Here is a 22,480-nt window from a genome sequence, read left to right as displayed (position 1 = left end):
CATAACAAACCCTGAAAACGCTGATGAAAGATAAACTGTTTGAGTGGATTGAGGGACTTAAAAGGAAACTGAAACTCCTTTCAAGACTCTCACCAAAAATAGGTTATATCGTCGGATTTTTCAGGCATTATATCATCGGGTTAATTGACCGGATGGATGAAAATCATCTCTTCCTCTACTCAGGAAGTCTGGCATTTTCTTTGTTTATCTGCATCATACCGCTTGTACTCATTCTCTTCTGGATCCTGGGTATATTTCTTGATTCCGCTGAAGTGGAAGTCCAGATTAATACGTTTATTGATACTATCATTCCATACGAAGCATATTCACAATTCGTAAAACAAATACTTTTCAACCGGATAACGGAAGTAATTCAGTACCGTAATGTTGCCGGAATAGTCGGCGGTCTCGGTCTTTTATTTGCGGCTTCCAGTTTATTCAGCAGCATACGGACCATCCTAAACAGGATATTCAAAGCAGGGTCTGACGTGAACTTTTTTGTAGGGAAACTGAGGGATATAGGACTGATTTTTCTGATGATGTTTTTGTTTCTCGCCGCCACATTGCTCCTGCCGGTGCTTGAGGTCCTCAATAATATTTCATTTACCGCCGGAACTATTGACTTTATAGGGTTTGAATATATACCAAAACTTTACTCAACCATTTTTTCGTTAGGTATCGTATTCGGGATGTTTCTGTTTCTCTACAGAGTGGTGCCGGTGGTTAAACTGAGGCGCCGGGCCGTATTTGCCGGGGCACTAACCGCAGCCATTGCATGGGAGATCGCCAAGCAGATTTTTGGTTATTATGTGTATAATTTTGCCAGTTACGGAAAGATTTACGGAGCTTATGCACTTGTTGTGGTTATTGCCTTCTGGATCTATTATTCCGCCTATGTCTTTCTGATCGGCGCTGAGATTTCAAAACTATATTCTGAACGGCTGCCGCCGAAATAATTCTGCACAAATCTGCCGGGAAAAAGCGTTTTCGCTCCATTCTTTCAAAAGGAGTCCGATTTTTATTGACTGAGAATCAGTAATTCCGTATTTTAATCAGAGTTAAAAGTCTGATTTATTTATGTCATTACTACTGTCAAAAAAGAGCGAATACGCCATACAGTCCCTGCTTTATCTGACCCTTACCGAGGAGGGTGCGGCAGTTACTTCGGGCGAAATTGCCGATCATCTTAAAATACCAAAAGAATTTGTATCAAAAATCCTTCAGGAACTTACCAACAGCGGATTTATTGAGTCCCGCAAAGGGAAAGGAGGAGGATTTCTCCTCGGAAAGAATCCTAAAGAGATTTATCTGATAGAAGTTGTTAAGGCAATTGAGGGGAAAAACGTTTTTGACGGTTGTGTGCTGGGGTTTCCCGGCTGTTCTGATCAGTATCCCTGTGCTGTTCACACAGACTGGATAAAGCTGGTTGAGGAGACCAGGGTAATGCTTGGCAGCCGGAATCTGCATCAGCTGGCACAAAAAACCGTGGTTAAACTTGATGCTATCAGGAACAAACTGATCTGACCATGAGACGCCCGCTTATTACCAATGAACATGGCGCCTGGGTTATCCTTGCCGTGCCGGTTCTTTCGGTGATTTTTGTCAGCGGGGAATACAGCCTGAAGGCAGTGCTTCTGATGCTCTCGGCACTTAGCTGGTTTATGGTATATAAACCTGCTGAACTGCTGATCAATGCGTATCACCGGTTTGGAAAACCCGGAATAAGGAAGCAGACGGAAGCGCTTTACTGGCTTCCCAAATATGCTGCAATCGCGTTTATTCTGAGTACCATGCTTCTGCTTCATTCTGAAGCATGGATGCTGATTCCAGCAGGAGGTATCATTGCTGTACTTTTTGTGCTCATGAAATTATTTATGACCACGGCCGGCTATTCTCCCCTCAGAAATTTCACCGGAACTCTGTTGCTTACCTCGGGCGGATTCCTGGCTGATATCACATTCAACGGTACTTTCACGCAGAGTGGGATATCCGCATCAGTGATCAATCTCCTCTTTTTCACCATATCATCTTCATTTGCAGACCTTAAGATGAGAGAACTGAGAGAAGATGCCGGAAAGGTGATTCATGCCCGCCTGATCATTCCTGCGTTTTTTATCATTACCGCCGCGGTTTTATCGGGCCTTTACCTTGCCGGATATATACGACCTCTCTGGCTGCTTCCCGGATTTCTTCCTCTGCTGGTTCATTTTGCTGCGGACCGGTTCCGCATGACTCCATCGAGGAATTTCAAACAGCTGGGTCTGATTCTGATGACCTATTCAATTCTCTTATTACTGACTCTTCCTTATGCTGTACAATAGCCTGAACAAGAAAAAAATAGTAAAAAATGACGAAAAGAAAATTCAACATATACGATTTGCCGTTCAGACAGTTTTTTTGCTGCTCGTAATCTGGATTGGTGCTGAATTCTGGTTTTTTGTCAACTCATTATCTCCCGATTCCGCAGCAGCTGTTAACCGTCCTGCCGGAGTAGACGGTTTCCTTCCGATAAGCGCTCTTATGAGTCTCTGGTACTGGATTCAGAGCGGAATGATTAATATGGTTCATCCCTCCGGGCTTTTCATCTTTATTTCGATTGTCGCGGTATCTGTTTATGCGGGTAAATCTTTCTGCAGCTGGCTTTGCCCGATCGGAACTATCTCTGAAATGATTGCTGAATTTGGGGAAAAAATAACCGGAAAAAGAATTACCGTTCCCCGCTGGCTTGACTGGCCGCTTCGCTCACTGAAATATCTTCTTCTTGCTTTTTTCCTCTGGGCGATATTGCCCATGTCGGCAATGCAGCTTCAGATTTTTCTGAACAGCCCGTATAATAAGGTTGCAGATATTAAAATGTATAACTTTTTCGTGCAAATCAGCACGACAGGGTTTGTTATTATCCTCCTATTGTTTATTTTTTCAACATTCATCAGAGGATTCTGGTGCCGTTACCTTTGTCCTTATGGCGCTTTGCTTGGTTTCATCGGACTTTTCAGTCCGGTTAAAATAACAAGAAATCCCATAAGCTGTATTGACTGCGGACTTTGCGCGAAGGCATGTCCATCATCCATAAAGGTTGACAAAGTTAAACGGGTCATTTCTGATGAGTGTTCTCTGTGTCTGAGTTGTGTTGATGCTTGCCCGGTTAAGGACACATTGTTTCAGCAGAATATCATAACAAAGCGTAAGCGGACCGGATTGGTAACTGCTGCAGGAATAGTCATTATATATACCGGAATAACCGGACTGGCTATCCTGACCGGATTCTGGCAGAACAATGTTACTGCCGAAGAATACCGGGAATTATATCAGATTATAGACTTAATAGGACATTAATAACCATGAAAAGAGACCCGGCGCTCGCACCTCTTTCCCGTGAACACCACACGGGGCTCATTCTCGCCCAGCTTCTTAAGAAGAATGCCCCTGAATATAAAGGGCTTCCCGTTACCACCGAAGATAAACTCGCCTATCTGTTTCAGATGATGGAAAACCATCTTGAGCCCCATTTCAGGGCTGAAGAGCGTATTATGGCATATCTGGACAGCCGGTCAGAAATATTTGCATCCATGCACCGCAATATATATAGTGAGCATGCCGCGATAAGGGAATCCGTTGCCGCTCTTAAAAAGGGGAGCGATGAAATAACGAATGAAATGGATGATTTTGCCCGGCTTCTTGAAGGTCATATCCGTTATGAGGAACGGGAATACTTTCCGTACCTTCAGGATCATCTTACTTCTGAAGAACTGGTAAAAGTTGCGGAACTGGAAGCAGACAGACACTGAAATTACTCTCTAACAAATCTTAAGCGAACACAGAAGATCATCAAGGAAATCATATGATAAAAAAAATCCTATCAGCCATCTCACCCCCTTCCGGCTGGAAAGTGCCGGTCATTTTTATGCTGGCGGTTCTCACGGGAGTTGGTCTGGTCATTTTCCGTATATCAAATGCTGTTTCATATCTCTCAGACAGTCCTGAAGCCTGCATGAACTGCCACGTGATGACACCTCAATTTGCCTCATGGCAGAAGAGCAGTCATGCACGGGTAGCGACCTGCAATGATTGCCATGTGCCGCAGGACAATTTTTTCAGGACGTACCTCTTCAAGGCAATGGACGGAACACGTCACGCAACGATGTTTACTCTGCGTCTTGAGCCGGAGGTTATCCGTATAAAGGATATGGGAGCAGCGGTGGTAATGGAGAACTGCATCAGATGCCACGGTTCATACCTGCACGATACCAAGCTGAAAACAGGAACCTTCTCTGAAGCAAAGGAGGGGGAAGCTCAGCTTTGCTGGTCATGCCACCGCGAAACGCCGCATGGAAGGGTAAGCAGTCTCTCTTCATACCCGATGGCAAGAGTTCCTGAACTGACGCCGGTTATGCCTGAGTGGATGAAAAAATATCTTTCGGGCACAAAACAATAATTTTTATATATACATCATCAGAGGATAAAACATGAAAAAAATTAAAGACATTATAAGTGAAAAGCCCTATATGGCATGGGTTCTTTTTGGTGTGACGGTTGTTGTCGTTTTTCTTGCCGGACTTTTCGGCGCGTCAATAATAGAACGCAGAAGTGAATCACAGAATCTTCTGCTTGCCGCCAAACCCATAAAAGAATGGGAACCCCGCAATGAAGTCTGGGGTGAAGCTTTTCCTCGTCAGTATGAAAGCTATATTGAAACCCTTGATACATCCTTTGCAAGCAAATACGGCGGATCAGCAATGGTTGATATGCTTAAAAGAGAGCCCAACCTGGTGGTACTCTGGGCCGGATATGCCTTCTCCCGTGATTATAATCAGGGGCGCGGACATTATTACGCAATCAAAGATATACGCAATACCCTGAGAACCGATGTACCTCAGCCTGCTACCTGCTGGAGCTGTAAAAGCACCGATGTTCCGCGGCTGATGAATCAGATGGGGGTTGCAAATTTCTATAAACAAAAGTGGAGTGACCTTGGCTCCGAGGTGGTAAATGCAATCGGATGTCAGGATTGCCACGATCCTAAATCAATGAATCTGCGTATTACCAGACCTGCTCTTGCTGAAGCGTTTACCAGAATGGGAAAAGATATATCAAAAGCTACCCATCAGGAGATGAGGTCGCTGGTCTGCGCGCAGTGTCATGTTGAGTACTATTTTAAAGGCAAGGAAGAAAAATATCTTACATTCCCCTGGGATGACGGTATGACTGTGGAGGATATGGAAAAATATTACGATGAAGTTGAACATGTGGATTTTGTGCACACACTGAGTAAAACCCCGATTCTTAAGGCACAGCATCCTGATTATGAAGTTTTCAAGATGGGTATTCATGCACAGCGCGGAGTTTCATGCGCTGACTGTCATATGCCTTACAAAAGTGAAGGAGGAGTAAAATTCACTGACCATCATATACAGAGCCCGCTGAATAATATCTCCGGTTCCTGCCAGGTCTGCCACCGCGAAAGTGAAGAGACACTCCGAAACAACGTCTATGAAAGACAGGATAAGATTACGGAGCTTCTTGCTGCTGCCGAACACGCAATTGTTAAGGCACATATTGAAGCAAAAACTGCCCTTGATGCCGGTGCTAAAACAGAAGATATGAAAGAAATCCACACCCTCATCAGACACGCACAGTGGAGATGGGACTATGTGGCCGCTTCTCATGGAGCAGCTTTCCATGCACCGCTGGAGTCTGCCAGGGTGCTTTCCTCATCTATTCAAAAAGCTCATGAAGCGCAGATAAAACTTGCGCTCCTTTTATCGAAACTTGGCATCAAATACCCAATAACTTTGCCGGATCTTACAACGAAGGAGAAAGCCCAGGCATACATCGGTCTTGATATGAAAAAACTGAATGAAGCTAAAGCTGAATTCCTGAAGACCGTTCCCCAGGAATGGGATAAAAAAGCCGAAGCCCGGCAGGCATCTTATTAACAAATTTTTTTGAAGGAGTTATGAAAACTTTACTTATCGTTTTTCTTTTAGCGGCTGCAATGCTGCACGCACAGGAATCCCCAAAAACCTGGGAGTTCAACGGAGACGTTCAACTGAGAGGAGAACTTGACGGCCGTGATTTCTATAATACAACCTACCCCTCATACGTTACAACCATGCGTACCCGCATTGGTGTAACAAGAACATTTGGCGAAAAAGTAACCTTCTTCGCACAGTTTCAGGATTCACGCACGTTCGGACAGGGAATAACAACGTCAGCCTATCTGGCAAATGTGGATATGCATCAGGTGTATCTCAGATTTAATGATGTGTTTGCGCTTCCGCTTGACATTCAGGCAGGAAGATTCAAGTATTCATTCGGCAACGAAAGACTGTTTGGCAACAGTGACTGGGGTCCGATCGGGCGCTCCTATGACGGGCTGCTGCTCAGTCTTGATATGCCATGGAAAACGGACTTCATCATTGCTAATATTCATGAAGTTGAGAAATATGTTTCCAACGCGACTCCCGGTTCGTATGTATATCCTGCACTGAGAGATTCCTCAGTAAACATGATTGCCGTAACGGTTAAAGGAAAACTGAATGAAAGCAATACTCTGAGTCTGGAAGGATATTATGAATCCGACAGGAAAGTACCTAACGGTATTGATCAGCAGTTAGCCAGATATACACTCGGAGCCGAGCATAATTATATGATGAAACCATTCAGCACGGTTGTCGAATTCATCTATCAGGGCGGTACCATCGGCGCTAAAGATGTATCTGCATATCTGGTATCGGTCTCCGCTGCGTATTCCATGGGTACTTCAAAGTTCACACCAGGTATTGATCTTCTTTCGGGGACAAATCCGACTGAACTTACCAAGTATAATTCTTTTGACGCGGCGTTCGGGACCGGACATAAATTTTACGGCTTTATGGATTATTTTACTTCAATTCCCGCAAATACCGGAAATCTCGGACTCCAGGATATTTTTCTGAACTACGATTATGCTCCTGAAAATTCTCCTTTTCTGTACAGCGCGGCGTTTCATCATCTTGCATCCGCTGAAGAAAGTGCAGCAGGAGAATCAGTATTCGGACAGGAACTTGATCTGACAATCAGGTACACAGTCACTAAGGGAGTAAATCTCTTTTGGGGCGGCTCAGTATTCCTGCCCGGTGAACTGATGAAAACCAGATTTGCCAAAGGGGGGAGTACGGAACTGGATCCCTCATTTTGGAGCTATTTGATGATAAAAGCAGCGCTTTAACCCGCGCGAGAAGCATTTCCGTCTTTCTAAATGCCTGGAAGGCCTTAAAACCTTTTCAGGCATTTTTTATTTTTCACATTGACATTGAAGAATAAATTGTTAATTTTGAGTAAGGTTTTGTGTTCATGGGTAAGAGTTCGCAGAAAATTGAACTTTAACAACTAATATCAGGAGGTTCTTGTGAAGAACTTGTTTCTTTTTCTTTTCTTACTTTCATTCAGCCTTCAGGCACAGTGGATTGCAGTGACCAGCGGTCTCACCGGAGACATCTGGGGAGTGGACTGGGTTGACGAAAACACTGCATGGATCGTGGATGCAAACGGTGCAGTTGCCCGCTCCACGGACGGCGGTATGACATTCACTGCCGCGGGATCTGTCGGCGCTGCAGCATATTCCATTGCCGGTCTTAGCGCTACAACTGCTGTTGTGGTTACCGGCCCTGCCTCAGGAAATGGTGCAATTTTCAGAACAACAAACGGCGGTACCAACTGGACACAGGTTTATACTGCAACCGGTGCCTGGTTTAACTCTGTTGATAATTTGAGCTCAACTCTTCTCTGGGCACAATCCGATCCTACCGATGGCAGTTTTCACATTGTTAAATCAACAGATGCAGGCGCAACATGGGCATTAGCATCAAACAGGCCCGCAGCTCCTGCAACCAATGTGTTTGGCGCTAATTCCAGCTATTACAGCATTGGCAACACCTTATGGTTTGGTACAGGCGGCGCATCTGGCGCTACGCTTGCAAACCGTGTTTACCGTTCAGCAAATGGTGTTGATGGTCCATGGACCTTTGCTACAGCCAACAATCAATTCACCGGTTCGCTGGCTTTTAACAGTGCTACCGGAATTGGTCTGGTCGGTTACTGGCAGGCAACCAATTCACTTGGCAGAAGCACTGATGGCGGTATCTCTTTTGGTGCTACCACCCCTTCAATTGGTCTTACGAGAGGACTTGAATTCCTCCCCGGCACAAACATCGGCTGGGCTGCTACTTCAACCGGTCTCTGGAGAACTCAGGACGGCGGAGTTACCTGGGCTGCAGAAACACTTCCTTTAGGATTCTCATCCTCAGTTATGCCAAAAGTTTTCGTTGTTAATGCCAATAGCTATAAAGTTCTGGTTGGCGGTAATGGCGGACAGCTTTTACGTTATTTCATGGTTGTGCCGGTTGAACTCACTTCATTTACTGCTGCTGTTTCAGGCAAAACGGTTAATCTTAACTGGGTTACCGCATCAGAAACCAACAATCAGGGATTTGAAGTTCAGCGTAAAGTTGGTGAAGAAGGTGAATTTGCCGTTGTTGGATTCAAATCAGGAATGGGAACCACAACCGAACGCGCTGAATACGTTTTTGCTGACGATATCAGCGGCCTTAACGCTGAAAAAATTTACTACCGTCTGAAACAGATTGACTTCGGCGGACAGTATGAATACAGCGATGAAATTGAAGTAAGCACAGTGTTTGCTGCTGATGCCTATGCAATTCATCAAAACTATCCCAATCCGTTCAACCCTTCAACCGCGATCACCTTTGATCTGCCGGCTGATAATGTTGTAACAATCGCAGTATATAATGCACTCGGACAGCAGGTTACTGAACTTTACAACGGATTCACTGCCGCAGGCAGACATACCGTTAATTTTGATGCAACCGGTCTTACCAGCGGTATCTATTATGCTGTCATGAAAACAGCTGATAATGCATTCCGCCAGAGCATTAAAATGTCACTCATGAAATAAGAATTATGAATTATGAAGTATGAATTGCTTCAGTCATAGTTTAAGATTCTAAAAGAATTCACAGAACCCCGGTAAATCCGGGGTTTTGTGTTTTAAAGGGTGTTGGGGTATCGGCAGTGGTCTTATTTTTTTTTATATATTAATTGGTGAAGGTTGAATATAGGTTACTCCAGAGGTCACCCGCGATGCGGATTGCATTGGCGGTTATGTGGTGTTGTATGCTATTAATGGGTCACCCGCTACGCGGGTTGAATGGAATGCGCGTAGCGTATGACCGATTAATAGAAAATGGTACAGCCCCAATTCTCCTTTGAATGCGCGTAGCGTATGACCCCGCGAATAATGTCGAATAAATAATGGGTCACCCGCTACGCGGGTTGCATTGGTGTTTTTGTTATGTTGTGTGCTATTAATGGGTCACCCGCTCTGCGGGTTGAATGAAATGCGCGTAGCGTATGACCGATTAGCAGCTTGAATCTACAAACCGCCAAAATGAACTCTGCTTAATCTGTCTGAAGCATAAAAAATTGGAGAATGGAAAATTTTCATTTTCCATTCTCCGCTATCCATTATCAATTATTTTAGCAGGGTAATTTTAATGGTTTTAGAAAAACTGCCCGAAATCATCCTGACAAAATATATACCGCTGGCAAGATTATATTTGCCGGCATTCAGTTCCATGCTTCCTGCCCCGGCCTGTATTTCACCATTAAAGAGTTCGGCAATCTGCTCGCCGTTTGCATTATAAAGCAGAAATGATGCTTTCACTGCATCAGGGACAGTATATCTTATCGTTGTTGAAGGATTAAAGGGATTCGGATAATTTTGTGATAACTCATAATCAGCAATGAGTGATGATGCCAGATCCTGCTCTATTGAAGTCGGAACATCCAGCCAGGTGAGCAGGGTGCGCATAATCTGATTCCTTGTCATGGAAGATTCGTAATTATGAATGCTTTCGAAACCGAAGCCCAGCAGAATGATTTTTGATCCGGTATCAGGGTTTCGCTTCCATCCGCCGGCTCCTTCAACACTGGTGTTTTTGTATGAGAAAGCAATGTTGAAACCATTGGTGTCGGCCAGGACGTCAGTTGACCGCTCATTACCTGCGCCGTCGGTGCCATTGAAGCGTATATACGAAATATTGGCTCCGAGCAGGTCAGAGGATATTCCGTAGACATTTTTTGCGAGCTGGTTATTATTTTTTACCCAGCGTGCGCCGATTACATCATGGAGGAATCCGGGAAAAGCTGATTTAAGGTATTCAGCAATATTCTGCCCGGTGAGCAGCAGCCGGCCTCCGTTGTTTAGGAAAGCGGAAAGTGAATCTATTTCTTCCGCTGTAAATAATGAGTCCTTCTTGTTGCCGGTCGAATAGATAATAATATTTCTTTCAGAATAAAACTTTGGCGATGCTGTAAAATCCAATTCTGCATTCACCGCAGAGTATGCAAACGCTGTATCATAATACGCTGAATGGGCAGGGGACTCAGAACGTGAAACAAACAGCACAGACGGTTTGCCCGCGGGAACTCGTATGCTGTCCTTAATTATATTGCCGGATGAAGTAATGGTATATTTAACCGTGATCATCTTGCTTTCAAATTCCGGTTTTACTCTGATTGCGGAAGGAATGGTAATTGTCTGACCGGAAAGTGCATTCACCGTGCCGGTTTCTGATGCATTCAGCACCTCAATACCGGGGTCATCAACTGAAATCTGCACCTGAATATTTTGTCCTGCTACCGGTTCAATATTTGAAATTGATACGGAGATATTTCCTGTTTCACCCTGTGAGACTCTGCCGTCTTCCGGCGTAACTTCTGAAAGCGAAAGGCCTGTGAAGTTTAAATAGGGAACAGTTCCTACATCATAATCGGCAATCATTTTGCTGCCTGATTGCCTGATATTTCTCACCGATACATGGGTGGCACCCGATGTATAAGCATTGGAGTTTGGATTTGAGAGGCGGTCAAATCTTGTGTTGTTCGTTGAGCCGGGAAACGGATCTCCGCCGTCGCCACGTGCGCTCGAAGTATTAAGGCCGCGCAGTCCGTCCGCCTGCTCAAGGTCAACCAGACGGCGGTTTTCATTTGAATTACCCCCCTGGGTTTCATCTATATGATATATAAGCAATCCGGGATTATACAGGCGGCTGTCAAATCCGGTTTTCTGCCGGTTTTCAACAAGAAAATATTCAGCACCGGTTGCCTGACCAGAGCGCCACATCCTGAGCACTACAGGATTCTCTGTAGTACTTGCCATTTCGAAGTCAGTCAGTTTACCAGTCACGTTTTGAATATTGACCCATCCCATCTCTTTTTTACACCAAGCACTCATGTGCACCGGAAGATGAGCTGATGAACCGTCTCCGCCGTATGAGCCTCCTGCCATGAGGCACCAGTTGCCAAGTCCGGCAGAGGAGTTGTCGGTATCATACAAATCAGGCAGTCCGAAAATATGTCCGAACTCATGAGCAAAAACGCCGATATCTATGATGGCTCCGTTTGAATTATTATTTCCTTTTAACTCCGGTTGAATGGCATAGTCACCATCAATGATAACCGCACGGCCTGAAACGGGATCAATATCATTGGTTGTATACGGCTGACCGTTATTTGCAACGGTGAAGGTCCAGCGGTGTGACCAGATGTTATTTGCCCCTGCAGCAGCATCAGCCCCTGTATGCACAACAGCAATGAATCCGATTCTTGGATTTCCCTGTGTGTCATAATATTGTATATAGTCTGCGTAATTAATATCGCCATCTGATGCCTGAATAAGTTCCTTCACAAACCGGGGGCCGCCCTGAACACCGAGTCCGGAATTATTTCCTACATAAGAAGCCATGGTTCCCGGAACGCTGTACCACCCTTTGCATGAGCCGGTGAAATGCATCTGGTTATAAGAAACTTCACGATAATAATCGGTAACAGTGCCGCTGCCGGTTGCGGTTGGTCCGTCAAAAATCTGATTCTGCATTGACTGAGCAGAGTAGATCGGGTTATAATCAGAATATTTGCCGAGCAATGTGAGGGCGAATACGGTATCAATGGTAAGAGCAGAGGCGGGAAGAATTCCCCGCGAGACTTTCTCCCTTATTTCAGCTTTTTTCTGAAAGTAGGAAGCAAAGTAACCTCCTTTATAGGATTTTTCAATTTCCAGTTTTGCTTTACGGAAATTCTCATCCGTTTTAACTCCCGGTGCCGGAGGAATGATAGCGGAAACGCTGATACTCAGACAAATAAAAAACAAAAGAATACCTGATCTTGGGCTCAAGTGGCAGATCCTTAATGATGTATGAATAGAAATTTTTACGAAAGAAAGCGGAAATTAGAGAAAAATTACGGAATAACAGAGGGGGGAGAGAATGACCTGGCTTTTTATTTAATGAGACTTCGCAAGACGCTCAGATTTTCCAGATCCTCAAGCTGCTTTTTGCCCTTTGGGGTTTCAAGGATTTTAGGGACATGGAGAAACTGCTCGTCATTCATGATATTTCTGAAACCCTCAAGCCCGATATGACCTTTACCAATATGCTCGTGACGGTCAACCCGTGAGCCGAGTTCTTTTTTGGAATCGTTCAGATGATAGCATTGTAAAAGCTCAGCCCCGATGATTTCATTAAAATGCTTCATCACGCTGCGATAATTCTTTTTATCTCTGATGTCATATCCCGCAGCGAAGATATGTGCGGTATCAATGCAGACGCACATTCGTTTTTTTGCTTTAACCAGTGAGATGATCTCTGCTATCTGCTCAAACGTTGAGCCGAGTGCGGTGCCCTGACCGGCAGTAAGTTCAAGCATACTTTTTACCTCAAAGCGGGGTGTTTGAGAATGGCAGTAATTGAGTGAGTCAGCAATCAGTCTGATTCCTTCCTTTTCTCCCATGCCGCCATGTGCTCCCGGATGAAAATTCAGATGGGTAATGCCAAGCTGTTCGCAGCGTTGGAGCTCGTCGATAAATGCAGTACGTGATTTCTCCAGAAGCGTTTCATCCTTAGCACAAAGGTTAATCAGGTAAGAGTCATGGGAGACAACATACTTGATTTCTGATTCTTTCATCAGCGATTTATATTTTGTAATCTCTTCTTCTGCCAGAGGTTTGGCTTCCCACCGGTTATTATTCTTGGTGAAGATTTGCATTCCGGTGAAACCAAGTTTCTTGGCGAGTGTTACTGCCGCACTCACACCCCCCTGTGTGGATGTGTGCGCTCCGAGAATCTGATTTTGCTTTTTGGCTTTACTCATGAGTTAATAAGAGAGTCTGCTCAGCAAAGTTTTTATCTGATGTTCGTAGCTGTTCGCGTTAATGCCGTGTGCTCCAAGTTTTTCAGTATTTAGTGAAACATCTTCAACAGCCGGATAGTTTGGTATATCCCGGCAGGAGGAGGGGATGAGGAGAGAGGTATCAAATCCACCGAGCTTACAGAGGATTTCTCCCATCTCAAAACGGTTGAGCCGGTCTTTTCCGCCGAAGTTATATATACCTTTTATTTCAAGTTGAGAAATTACTTCGCCAATCATCCTCGCTGCATCTGCATACGAAAGAGGGGTGCGTATCTGGTCGGTAAACAGTTTTACCGGTTTTCCTTCTTTCAGTGACTTCACCATTCCGGTGAAGTGCGAGACAGCATGATTAAGCCCGATGCCATACATGAGAGATGTGCGGAGTATAACATGATTTTCGCACTCGCGGGCCACTTTACCCTCGCCGATTAACTTTGTCTCAGCATAGAGTGAAAGGGGAACCAGTTTTGCGGATTCAGTAAGCATGGAGCCGCGGTACCCGGCATAGACCAGGTCGGTTGAGGTATATATCATTCTTGCGCTGACCTGCTGTGCCAATCGGGCGAGCAGCGCAGTGGCTGTTACATTCACCTGATTAACATAGGCCCTGCTTATCTCCGGCGGGAGGATGGGAGAGGCAAAAGCAGCAGCGTGGACAATAACATCCGGCTGGAATTCTTTAACCGTTCCGGTTATCTGATCATTGTTTGTAAGATCAAGACGGAGGTTCGGATAATTAGTGCAATTTCCCTGATGTTTGTTCCAACAGGTGAGTATCTCAAACTTTTGGCTGAGTGTTTTATTCAGATATTGCCCGAGAAGCCCGCTGCCTCCTGTAATTAATACTTTTATGGCAGGCATATTTTTCCGGCAAGGGTTGCCTCTTTAGCTCCCGTAACCTGAGGAAGCGTTATCGGATTTCCTGCAATCAGTTCGTTTGCATAGATGCCAAAGCAAAGTGCTTCTTTGAAGTCAGGATTCAACCCGATTGCCCTTGAGGTGGTTACAAGAACAGTATCACCAAAAAGCTCCTGAAGCATTGCAAGGATAAAGAGATTCCTGCTGCCACCGCCGCTGACAATGATTTCCTGAACTGCGGTTTTCTTCTCTATATACCGCTTGTAATTAAGATATACCGAGCAGGCAGTATAAAACGATACAGAGGAGATAAGATCTTCAGGATTTGCTTTTTTGAATTTTTTTACAATTTCATTTAGCAGAGTTTTTCCGTAGAACTCCCGTCCCGAAGACTTTGGCGGCTTCATGGCAAGGTTACTGTCTTTTTCAAGAATGAAATCAACAATCTGCCTCTGAACGGTGCCGGAAAAACCTATCTTGCCATTTTTGTCATACGGCTGGTTGAAAAATTTTTTTGTCAGGTAATCAATAAGCATATTGCCCGGACCGGTATCAAATGCTATTGCATCACTGCTCTTCCCATTTGCAGGAAGTACGGTCATATTTGAGATACCGCCGATATTTAGCAGAGCACGGTTCTTCTTTTTTGATGAGTAGAGTATATAATCAAAATAAGGGATGAGCGGGGCACCCTGACCGCCGAGGGCAATATCACCGGTTCTGAAATCGCCGACGGTAATGATACCGGTTTTCTTGGCTATAACAGCAGGGTCACCAATCTGCAGAGTTGAAGCAGCAGACACTCCGAACATTTTCCCCTCAATCGGCATATGATGGATGGTCTGCCCATGTGAGCCGATGAGGTCAACATCTTTCGTGGTCAGACCTGCTGAGCGGATCGTTTTAAGGATGCAGTCAGAATAGACATTAGCCACCATAAAATTAAGCCGGCAGATATCAGTAACATTTCCTCCCCCGGTTTCGGAGTTTTTCAGAACCATTTCCTGCATCCCTTTGGGGAACTGAAATGATCTGTTTTTAAGTACTGTGAGTTTTGATGAACTTCCGGTTCCCCTCACACGGAAGAGGGAGACATCAATGCCGTCAAGTGAGGTGCCTGACATCATCCCCACGATGGTGCGGGTTTTCTTTTCTGAAATGCGGTTAAGGTCTTTTATGGTTTTCATGATAATTGAAATTGTGTAAGTGCAAAGTTACAAATAAAATGAAAAGTGGGAAGGTTCGATAGTGGGTTCCCCGCGCTGGGGTTTTAGAATTTACTTTTTTTGATGGTCGCGTTATTAACCGGTCACCCGCTCTGCGGGTTCAGAAGTTTATTTTTTGGTTTTGGTGCTATTAATGGGTCACCCCGATTCTCGGGGTTCAACATTTATTTTTTGATGGTAGTGTTATTAACGGGTCACTGGTAGTGTTATTAACGGGTCACTGGTTGTGTTATTAGCGGGTCACCCGCTCCGCGGGTTCCATAGCTGTCTCTGGTTTGCTGCTCTATTAACGGGTCACCCGCGTTGCGGGTTCCTTAGCTGTCTTTGGTTTGTTGCTCTATTAGTGGGTCACCCGCGCTGTGGGTTCAAATTTTATTTTTATGGTCGTGTTATTAACGGGTCACTCGCGCTGCGGGTTCACAGAAAATCCCGAAGGGATGAAATTACTGTAGAGAAGCATCATCAGGAAATCAATAAAATCCCGAAGGGATGACATTATCCGGTGCTATCTGATCGGGAAATAATATCACCATGAATCTTCGGGGCCCTTTTAGAACTAAAACAACACTGGAATACTCACTCCTCCGTAAATATAGTTTATATTATATCCTTCAAATTGTGTAGTCTGAAATCCAGCGGTAAGTTTCAGGTTCAGCATCGGGAAATATTCTGCCTGAATAAATACCTGCGATTTTTGCGTTTTATACTGATTAAACAGGGTAAATGTATCATTATCAAAGTAATAAGCCCGCTTGCCAATAAAACCGCCCGTTCTGATTATTAATTCCGGCAGCGGAAAATAATGCAGTTTTGCTCCAAAGTAATAGAGATTCCTGTCATCGGAAAGCAGACTTGCTCCGGGGCGCAGTGAAAGATATAACTCCGGAATGATCACAAACTCATACCGTGCCTGAATCTGCTGCACGGTTAACTGTCTCAGACTGTCTGAAGTTAAAATGCCTTTATACTCGTGGTACGCGTAGTGCAGTCCGAAGTTGTCATAATTATCCCAGTAGTGAACTTCCCCTGAAAAGATATTTCCTTTGTCTTTATAGTTATAACCCTGAGCCGGTTTATAATCATATTTACCGGTGAGTGATGCATAGGCAATGCGCCCCTGCCAGGGATAGGAAAAATAGCCGGCACTCAGCGGAATGAGCGTCTGCTGATACTCCCAGTCAGTCTCCTTAAGCAGGACTGAGGAAAATCCTCCTCCAACGGTGTACTGTCCGTTGAAGGTAATGGGGAGGAAGAATTCTGTCCCCGAAGAAGTTCTGCCGGTAGAGTAATCACCAGATGAAACAAAGAGTGAAGGGGAAGTATATACAGTCTGCGCGGCACTTTCATTATGCGACAACAATAGCGCAGCAATGAAAAAGAAGAGACGGAGGGGTTTTTTATTTAACAAGATTATATCCTTCGTTTGCTGAGGCATCTTTGCTGTTCTGCATGAGCACACGGGTGAACATTTCGCGCGCGTTGTTCTTATCGCCGAGATAATACATCACCCAGCCGAAATACAGATTCAGTTCGTAATCACTCTGATAAACGTAATAAATACGTTCAAGATATTTTTTTGCACCGGTGTAGTCAGCGCGGTAGAGGTACATCTGACCAAGCCGCAGATTTGCTGTATAGTTCATACCATCAATTTTCAGGATTTTCTGATACAGGGACTCAACTTCTTTCCATTGCTCCTTAGCTGCGAGCGGATAGGTGAGCCCAATCATTGCTTCAACTGATTTGCTGTTAATCTCGGCTGCAAGACGGTAATATTTTTCTGATTTATCATAGCTCTGCAAATTGTAATAAAGCCATCCCATCCGCAGGTTAACAAAGTAATCCTTTGCGTTATCGGAATAAATCTTTTCGAGAACCGAAAGCGCCTGCTGATAGTTTTTATTCTTTTCATACTGCACAGACTCGTTGAATGCTTTAATTTTAGCTGTCTGTGATTGCAGCAGGGTGCTCCCTGCCACAACAATGCTCAGCGCGAGCAGGCCGGTGATGATATACTTTTTCATAAGGTATTCCTTTCATATTCTGTTATTTCAAGTTCAGCAACAGGAGTGCTGTCTTTGTAAATGGCTATACTGCTTATTCCCCTTGATTTTGTTACAATCAGACTGGTTTTATATCTTTTCTTTTCCTGAGTACTGAGCATGGATTTCAGGTGAATATCTGACTCGATTTTTACCATATCCGGCTGCGGCTTGTGAAGGATAAATGAACTTTCTGCTTCAATTTTATTGTAGAAGAAAACAAAAGCCTCACTCAGTATTCTCTGCAGTGAGTCAGGGTAATGGGCAGGGGAGAATTTATCTGACCAGTGAAGATGTTCCTTAGCCGTGAGCGGAACCTGCAATGAGGCGAGATAGAAGTAATAGATCAGACTGCTTTTGGAGCCCACATAATTTGAAAGATAAAATACTTTTCCGGTGTTGTAGATATAGGCAATATCTCCCGAAGTGGAAAGCAGGTAAAGCTCATTATATATGGTAACATGCACGGTCCAGGTTTCCTTTTTTTCTTTCCCCTTAACTTTTCCTTTAACCGTTATGGCATCACCCAGGGAAAAGTGGAAAGCAGAAGTCATCATACGGTCCGCTTCCAGATTACTTACTACTGCCCCTTCAGCCGGGCTGTCAAAATTCTTTAATAGCCAGCCCTTTTCAGTCTGTTCAACAAAGTGACTGAGCGGATAGTAATAGGTTTTTTCACCGATCTTCGGTGTTAGCTGAAACTGAAAATGCAGATGCGGATAGGGGGATCTGCCGCTATTGCCGCAGGAAGCAATGATGTCTCCTTTTTTTACATAGTCACCGGGAGAAACCTTGGCAGAGTTTTGCTTCAGATGGCAAAGCGCACTGTAGAGCCCTTCATAGTGATCAATAATGATTGTATTTCCCCAGTTATTCTTCAGGTTTGCCTCACCGATGATATTTTCAGGCACGGTATTAATTACCTCAACAACACGGCCATCAAGCGGTGCGGTAACGGGGGCGTCGTAGCAGTAGTAATCTTTCAGTTCATAACCGTGATTATCAAACTGCGACTGTTTTTTATCAGTAATAACAAAGTCCCATGCAAACCCCCATGCATTTTTATGTGTAATGCTGCCATTCACACCCTGCGAAACTGACCATTCACCATAAAAAGGCAGTTCGGGAAAATAGTATTTAAATTTTTCAAACCGAGATCTTCTGGTAAGATGGTAATAAAGATTTTCTTCCGGTGAGCCGGGAAGAAAGTAGAGGAGCTGCGGATGAAGTCCGTTTGTTCTGTAATAGAGTGCCGAAAGGATGATGATTGCAGCGATATTAAACGGCAATACCAGAATCGGGAGACCAATTCCGGAGAACAGATCGTACGAGAGCACGGTGATAAATGATGCAAGGATTACTCCGAAGAATCCGGTTATCAGACTGCTTCGTGAGGGAATCACCATACATCCTCCAACGGCAAATGCTGTGAGAATGGAATTGAATCCGGCAAAGATCATCACACCTTCATTGATATCAGCATGCATTATATAACCGAGCAGAAACGCCACACCATAAGCAAGCAGACTCAGCGCGAATAACACCCGGCTGTATATCAGCAGCAATGCTGCTATTGCGATTCCGGTAATCAGTTCCTTCTGAAGCAGAATAAAGCCCAGTGACTTGAAGTAGATCTCAAGAAACAGGTTCAGAGAAAAGGGATCTGCTTCATACGTCCAGTCCTGCATCTGCTGGCCTGAATACAGCAAAATTGCAAACAGCAGATAAAACGCAATCAGAAACGGAAGCGTGAAAGCGCCTGTTTTGAGGCTGTTGTAGATATAATTCTGCATGAAGGCTGATATATATACCGATGCCGCAAGCAAAACGGCAAGATAGAGATAGCCCTGCAGTGAGGGGACAAAGAAATAGCTGTAACCGGCCCCGAGGAGGAATCCGGTAAAGCCATAGAATCCTGACGCAATACGGTCTTTGTCATATCCTGCAGCCTCTGCAATCAGGTTAACCACGAGAGCGCTCAGCATGGCCGTCAGACCCGCTGCGGGATTAATGAACGTGGTTATCATCAGTCCTGCGCCGAATGCCGCATTCGAGCTGAAAAAGATCTGCGCGTAGGAGAGCAGCAGACCTTTCAGATGCCTGTTTTTATAGAGAATATTCACTTGAGCTGTTCCGGCATTACTTCGCGGTCCAGGATATAGTCAAGATTCTCTGACTTTCTTATCAGTTCTACTTTTCCGTCTTCCATGATCATCACCACATTTGGCCGCATGGCGATGAACTGCATCCACTGCGTCATATCATAAGCACCCACATATTCAATAACCAGTTTGTCTCCCTTATTCAGAGAAGGAAGAACAATCGACTCCCGTACGCAGTCTATATTCATGCAGAGCGGGCCGTAAAGCGCGGTATCTTCGGTATGGATGCCCGTTTCCTGCGCCGGCTGTATCTTGTGTTTATACCAGAAACTGGTGAAGAGAATGTTTACTCCTGCATCGATGATCACGGCTTTCTTTCCTGTTGAAAGGCGTTTGTTGGCAAGCACGCTGGTAATAAGGAATCCGGTATCATCAACCAGAGCGCGGCCGGTTTCAAGGATGAGCAGGGGGAGTTCATCATTTCTGAAATTGAATTCGAATATGCCGGCTGAGATTGCATCGGCGAACTGCTCAATGCCCGGAACCATCTGCTCTGCGGGGAGATACTGGCCAAGCAGGGTATTGTTGGAAGCAAAGCCGCCGCCGAGATCAAGATATTCAAGAAGGATGTTGAACTCGTCCCTGATGCTTTTCATAAGGCCGGCTAATTTGGTTGCAGCAATTTTATACGCATCAGCGCTCATGATATAGGTGCCGATGTGGGTATGGAGTCCGGTCAGGTTTAGATGCTTCGCCGCAATAATACGCTTTATTGCCTGCCATGCTTCGCCGTTTTCATAGTTGAAGCCGAAGCGGTCCCAGAGGGGATATATACCGGTATCCATGTTGATGCGGATAGCAACATCTGCCTGCAGGTTCTCACGCTCGGTGATTTCAATCAGCGAATAAAGCTCATCAAAATGGTCAATGTGAATCTTTGAGTGGTTCTTTACTGCTTTGAGCAGCGCTTCATCGCTTTTGTCCGGACCGTTGAAGATGATGTGGTCACCGCTTACGCCAAGCCGCAGCGCTTTGTCATATTCAAATTCTGATACTACCTCAGCCCAGGAGTTTTCTGAATGAAACACTTTGCAGACTGCATTCAGGTAATTGGTTTTATACGACCATGCAAACTGAACCTTCGGATAACGGGTCTTAAACACGCGGTAAAAGTTTCTCTGATTTTGCCGCATCTTCTTTTCTGAAAGGACAAAAAGCGGACTGCCAAACTCTTCAACTAATTTGGTGACGGGGACGCCGTCAATTTCTGTTCTCGGAGCGATCAGCGGTGCTGCCCCAATCTTATTCATCAAACCAGACTGATGTCTTGTGATAACCGGTTTTTCATATCTCTTAGCCATTGTTCGTCATCTCTCCGTTTACGGTAATATTTTCAAATTGTTTCATGTCAGTGATTAAATCCCACGAGCAGCGGACAAACATTTTGCCGATTTCAAACTCCTTGGGATAGGTGAATTTTTCCCCTTTGATCAGTTTGACCATCAGGTGAGGCAGATTAAGCCCTGCTGCTTTGGTCAGATAAACCCATGCAGGGAACCGGGGGTTAATCTCGAGCAGATAAAACTTTCCATCCTTTTTTGATTTCATGAATTCAAGCTCCATTCCGCTGCGCCATTTCATCTTCCGGATGGTTTTATAGGTCAGCGAAAGCAGTTCTTCATCACTGATGCTTACTCCTGCCCAGCCTTTGCCTTTGTCGGTTATATACAATTTTCTCATGGCCACCGCGCCGACGGTCTCTCCTTCGCCATCCCCGAGCGCGCAAACATTAAACTCGTCCCCTTTTATATATTCCTGAAGAATGATCGGGAAGCCCCATTTGTTTACTAGTTTCCTGTAGTGCCCCTCAAGTTCTTCCTCGTTATGCGATATATATGCTTCATAAAAAATGCCCTTGACCACAACCGGATAGCCGAGCTCTTTTGCTTTCTGACGAAGGTCTTTTTCATTGGTGACCACTTCATTTTTCGGAAAGGAGATGTCATTGGCTTTGCAGAAGTCAAAGAGTTTGTCCTTACCGCGCCAGTTGAGAGAGTCAATGCGGGGGAGATAGGTTTCAATGCCTGCTGCCCTCAGGCGGTCCTGCAGCTTGATAAAGCCGTAGAGTTCTGAGTCCAGCGTGGGGATGATAATATCCAGCTTCTCTTTTGAATGGATGTACATCAGCCGCTCAAAAAGATTTTCCAGCCCGTTTGACGGGTAGGGAATAAAGTAGTTAGCTGAGGCGATATCATCCATATAGATACCCGGCTCCAGGGCATCGTAGTTAAGCCCTATAAGCCGCGGGGTGAATTCATCCTGCTCCCTGAGGCAGCGGATGACGGGTACACCCGGACCCGGATTGTCTGTGGCGTTAAGGCCGGTTACTGCGATATTCATGCTACCTTTATAAGGGAATAGTTTTTAAGCTGTGAAACAAAATCATCCACATCGCGTGATACAATAGAACGGTCAACCTGATATTCAGAACAGATTTCCGCGATGATTTCTTCTTCGCTTCTTTTCTGCTGAAGCATGCGGAAGATAACCCGTCCCATTTCGTTCAGTGAAAAAGTTTCGCCGGTATTGGGGAGAAAAAGGAATCCGGAATCGCTCACTGCTAAATTCTCGGGGATAAAAAATGTTGACATTGAAACCTCGTTTATGTTTTCAATATGAATAGCAATCTGCGTGCCAGACCAAAAAGGGGGTTTCCGGCAGGTTTTCAGTCATTTTACCTGTCTGGTACAACGTATAAAGCGTCTGGAACAGGCATACCAAGCAAAATTTTTCATAAAAACCCATTCCTTAGACAGATTACATTAAATAACAGGATGGAAAATAAGGAAATCCGTCAACCGAAGGCAGTTGCTGGTTCTGAGGAATTGCAACTTGGTATTGCCTGGGAATGGGCAGCTGAATCTCCGGAGGGATTTTGCCGGAGCAGAGGACGAATGATTTTGACTTCCTGAATTCAAAATCCATCGAATTCGATGGGTTTAGT

General features: G+C 44.8%; 19 protein-coding genes. 9 read left to right on the top strand and 10 right to left on the bottom strand.

Annotation, left to right across the window (positions count from 1 at the left end):
- Window positions 1-23 precede the first annotated feature (23 nt).
- The 9 genes from HRU80_13505 to HRU80_13465 all read left to right on the top strand — a co-directional run bounded on the left by HRU80_13505 (window position 24) and on the right by HRU80_13465 (window position 8,956).
- Window positions 24-956 carry a YihY/virulence factor BrkB family protein gene (locus HRU80_13505; GenBank protein ID QOJ29832.1) on the top strand — a complete coding sequence of 311 codons (933 nt, stop codon included), beginning with the start codon at window positions 24-26 and terminating at the stop codon, window positions 954-956.
- Window positions 957-1,077: 121 nt separating this feature from the next.
- Window positions 1,078-1,524, top strand: a complete 447-nt coding sequence (locus tag HRU80_13500; GenBank protein QOJ29831.1) for an Rrf2 family transcriptional regulator — start codon at window positions 1,078-1,080, stop codon at window positions 1,522-1,524.
- A gap of 2 nt (window positions 1,525-1,526) precedes the next feature.
- The gene (locus HRU80_13495) at window positions 1,527-2,321 is read left to right on the top strand and encodes a YwiC-like family protein (protein QOJ29830.1); all 795 of its coding nucleotides are present in this window, start codon (window positions 1,527-1,529) and stop codon (window positions 2,319-2,321) included.
- The gene (locus tag HRU80_13490; GenBank protein ID QOJ29829.1) at window positions 2,308-3,336 is read left to right on the top strand and encodes a 4Fe-4S binding protein; all 1,029 of its coding nucleotides are present in this window, start codon (window positions 2,308-2,310) and stop codon (window positions 3,334-3,336) included. Before HRU80_13495 ends, HRU80_13490 begins: the two co-directional genes overlap by 14 nt.
- Before the next feature lie 5 nt (window positions 3,337-3,341).
- A complete protein-coding gene (locus tag HRU80_13485; GenBank protein QOJ29828.1) occupies window positions 3,342-3,788 on the top strand; it encodes a hemerythrin domain-containing protein in 447 nt (148 codons plus the stop codon).
- Window positions 3,789-3,841: 53 nt separating this feature from the next.
- Window positions 3,842-4,435: a cytochrome c nitrite reductase small subunit gene (gene nrfH, locus HRU80_13480; protein ID QOJ29827.1), complete on the top strand. Its 594-nt coding sequence runs from the start codon at window positions 3,842-3,844 to the stop codon at window positions 4,433-4,435.
- A 31-nt stretch (window positions 4,436-4,466) separates the two neighbouring features.
- Window positions 4,467-5,936 carry an ammonia-forming cytochrome c nitrite reductase gene (gene nrfA, locus HRU80_13475; protein QOJ29826.1) on the top strand — a complete coding sequence of 490 codons (1,470 nt, stop codon included), beginning with the start codon at window positions 4,467-4,469 and terminating at the stop codon, window positions 5,934-5,936.
- A gap of 20 nt (window positions 5,937-5,956) precedes the next feature.
- A complete protein-coding gene (locus HRU80_13470; GenBank protein QOJ29825.1) occupies window positions 5,957-7,210 on the top strand; it encodes an alginate export family protein in 1,254 nt (417 codons plus the stop codon).
- 180 nt (window positions 7,211-7,390) lie between these two features.
- The gene (locus HRU80_13465; GenBank protein QOJ29824.1) at window positions 7,391-8,956 is read left to right on the top strand and encodes a T9SS type A sorting domain-containing protein; all 1,566 of its coding nucleotides are present in this window, start codon (window positions 7,391-7,393) and stop codon (window positions 8,954-8,956) included.
- A gap of 576 nt (window positions 8,957-9,532) precedes the next feature.
- Here HRU80_13465 and HRU80_13460 read toward each other — a convergent pair.
- The 10 genes from HRU80_13460 to HRU80_13415 all read right to left on the bottom strand — a co-directional run bounded on the left by HRU80_13460 (window position 9,533) and on the right by HRU80_13415 (window position 22,127).
- On the bottom strand, window positions 9,533-12,235 hold the full coding sequence (locus HRU80_13460) for a M6 family metalloprotease domain-containing protein (GenBank protein QOJ29823.1): 2,703 nt from the start codon (window positions 12,233-12,235) through the stop codon (window positions 9,533-9,535).
- A 104-nt stretch (window positions 12,236-12,339) separates the two neighbouring features.
- The gene (locus HRU80_13455; GenBank protein ID QOJ29822.1) at window positions 12,340-13,209 is read right to left on the bottom strand and encodes a deoxyribonuclease IV; all 870 of its coding nucleotides are present in this window, start codon (window positions 13,207-13,209) and stop codon (window positions 12,340-12,342) included.
- A gap of 3 nt (window positions 13,210-13,212) precedes the next feature.
- Complete coding sequence (locus HRU80_13450; GenBank protein QOJ30556.1) at window positions 13,213-14,100, bottom strand: SDR family oxidoreductase; 888 nt, start codon at window positions 14,098-14,100, stop codon at window positions 13,213-13,215.
- Window positions 14,097-15,293, bottom strand: coding sequence for an anhydro-N-acetylmuramic acid kinase (locus tag HRU80_13445; protein QOJ29821.1), 1,197 nt, complete (start codon window positions 15,291-15,293; stop codon window positions 14,097-14,099). The genes HRU80_13450 and HRU80_13445 overlap by 4 nt, the downstream gene beginning before the upstream one ends.
- A gap of 595 nt (window positions 15,294-15,888) precedes the next feature.
- Window positions 15,889-16,740 carry a hypothetical protein gene (locus tag HRU80_13440; GenBank protein QOJ29820.1) on the bottom strand — a complete coding sequence of 284 codons (852 nt, stop codon included), beginning with the start codon at window positions 16,738-16,740 and terminating at the stop codon, window positions 15,889-15,891.
- On the bottom strand, window positions 16,730-17,356 hold the full coding sequence (locus HRU80_13435; GenBank protein ID QOJ29819.1) for a hypothetical protein: 627 nt from the start codon (window positions 17,354-17,356) through the stop codon (window positions 16,730-16,732). The genes HRU80_13440 and HRU80_13435 overlap by 11 nt, the downstream gene beginning before the upstream one ends.
- Entirely contained in the window at window positions 17,353-19,497 is a 2,145-nt protein-coding gene (locus HRU80_13430) for an urea transporter (protein QOJ29818.1), read from the bottom strand. The genes HRU80_13435 and HRU80_13430 overlap by 4 nt, the downstream gene beginning before the upstream one ends.
- Complete coding sequence (locus HRU80_13425) at window positions 19,494-20,837, bottom strand: alanine racemase (protein QOJ29817.1); 1,344 nt, start codon at window positions 20,835-20,837, stop codon at window positions 19,494-19,496. Before HRU80_13425 ends, HRU80_13430 begins: the two co-directional genes overlap by 4 nt.
- Complete coding sequence (locus HRU80_13420; GenBank protein ID QOJ29816.1) at window positions 20,830-21,876, bottom strand: ATP-grasp domain-containing protein; 1,047 nt, start codon at window positions 21,874-21,876, stop codon at window positions 20,830-20,832. The genes HRU80_13425 and HRU80_13420 overlap by 8 nt, the downstream gene beginning before the upstream one ends.
- Entirely contained in the window at window positions 21,873-22,127 is a 255-nt protein-coding gene (locus tag HRU80_13415; protein QOJ29815.1) for a PqqD family protein, read from the bottom strand. Before HRU80_13415 ends, HRU80_13420 begins: the two co-directional genes overlap by 4 nt.
- Between the last annotated feature and the right edge of the window lie 353 nt (window positions 22,128-22,480).

The organism is Ignavibacteriales bacterium, from assembly GCA_015709675.1.
Classification (GTDB): domain Bacteria; phylum Bacteroidota; class Ignavibacteria; order Ignavibacteriales; family Ignavibacteriaceae; genus H2-BAC3.
This window is presented reverse-complemented; position numbering and strand designations above follow the sequence as displayed.

Bases quoted from the DNA above. Each gene is read 5' to 3' on its own strand.
- HRU80_13500 (QOJ29831.1), top strand. From the start codon at position 1,078: ATGTCATTACTACTGTCAAAAAAGAGCGAATACGCCATACAGTCCCTG.
- HRU80_13435 (QOJ29819.1), bottom strand. From the start codon at position 17,356: ATGAAAAAGTATATCATCACCGGCCTGCTCGCGCTGAGCATTGTTGTG.
- nrfH (QOJ29827.1), top strand. From the start codon at position 3,842: ATGATAAAAAAAATCCTATCAGCCATCTCACCCCCTTCCGGCTGGAAA.
- HRU80_13495 (QOJ29830.1), top strand. From the start codon at position 1,527: ATGAGACGCCCGCTTATTACCAATGAACATGGCGCCTGGGTTATCCTT.
- HRU80_13420 (QOJ29816.1), bottom strand. From the start codon at position 21,876: ATGAATATCGCAGTAACCGGCCTTAACGCCACAGACAATCCGGGTCCG.
- HRU80_13485 (QOJ29828.1), top strand. From the start codon at position 3,342: ATGAAAAGAGACCCGGCGCTCGCACCTCTTTCCCGTGAACACCACACG.
- nrfA (QOJ29826.1), top strand. From the start codon at position 4,467: ATGAAAAAAATTAAAGACATTATAAGTGAAAAGCCCTATATGGCATGG.
- HRU80_13505 (QOJ29832.1), top strand. From the start codon at position 24: ATGAAAGATAAACTGTTTGAGTGGATTGAGGGACTTAAAAGGAAACTG.
- HRU80_13455 (QOJ29822.1), bottom strand. From the start codon at position 13,209: ATGAGTAAAGCCAAAAAGCAAAATCAGATTCTCGGAGCGCACACATCC.
- HRU80_13415 (QOJ29815.1), bottom strand. From the start codon at position 22,127: ATGTCAACATTTTTTATCCCCGAGAATTTAGCAGTGAGCGATTCCGGA.
- HRU80_13445 (QOJ29821.1), bottom strand. From the start codon at position 15,293: ATGAAAACCATAAAAGACCTTAACCGCATTTCAGAAAAGAAAACCCGC.
- HRU80_13470 (QOJ29825.1), top strand. From the start codon at position 5,957: ATGAAAACTTTACTTATCGTTTTTCTTTTAGCGGCTGCAATGCTGCAC.
- HRU80_13425 (QOJ29817.1), bottom strand. From the start codon at position 20,837: ATGGCTAAGAGATATGAAAAACCGGTTATCACAAGACATCAGTCTGGT.
- HRU80_13490 (QOJ29829.1), top strand. From the start codon at position 2,308: ATGCTGTACAATAGCCTGAACAAGAAAAAAATAGTAAAAAATGACGAA.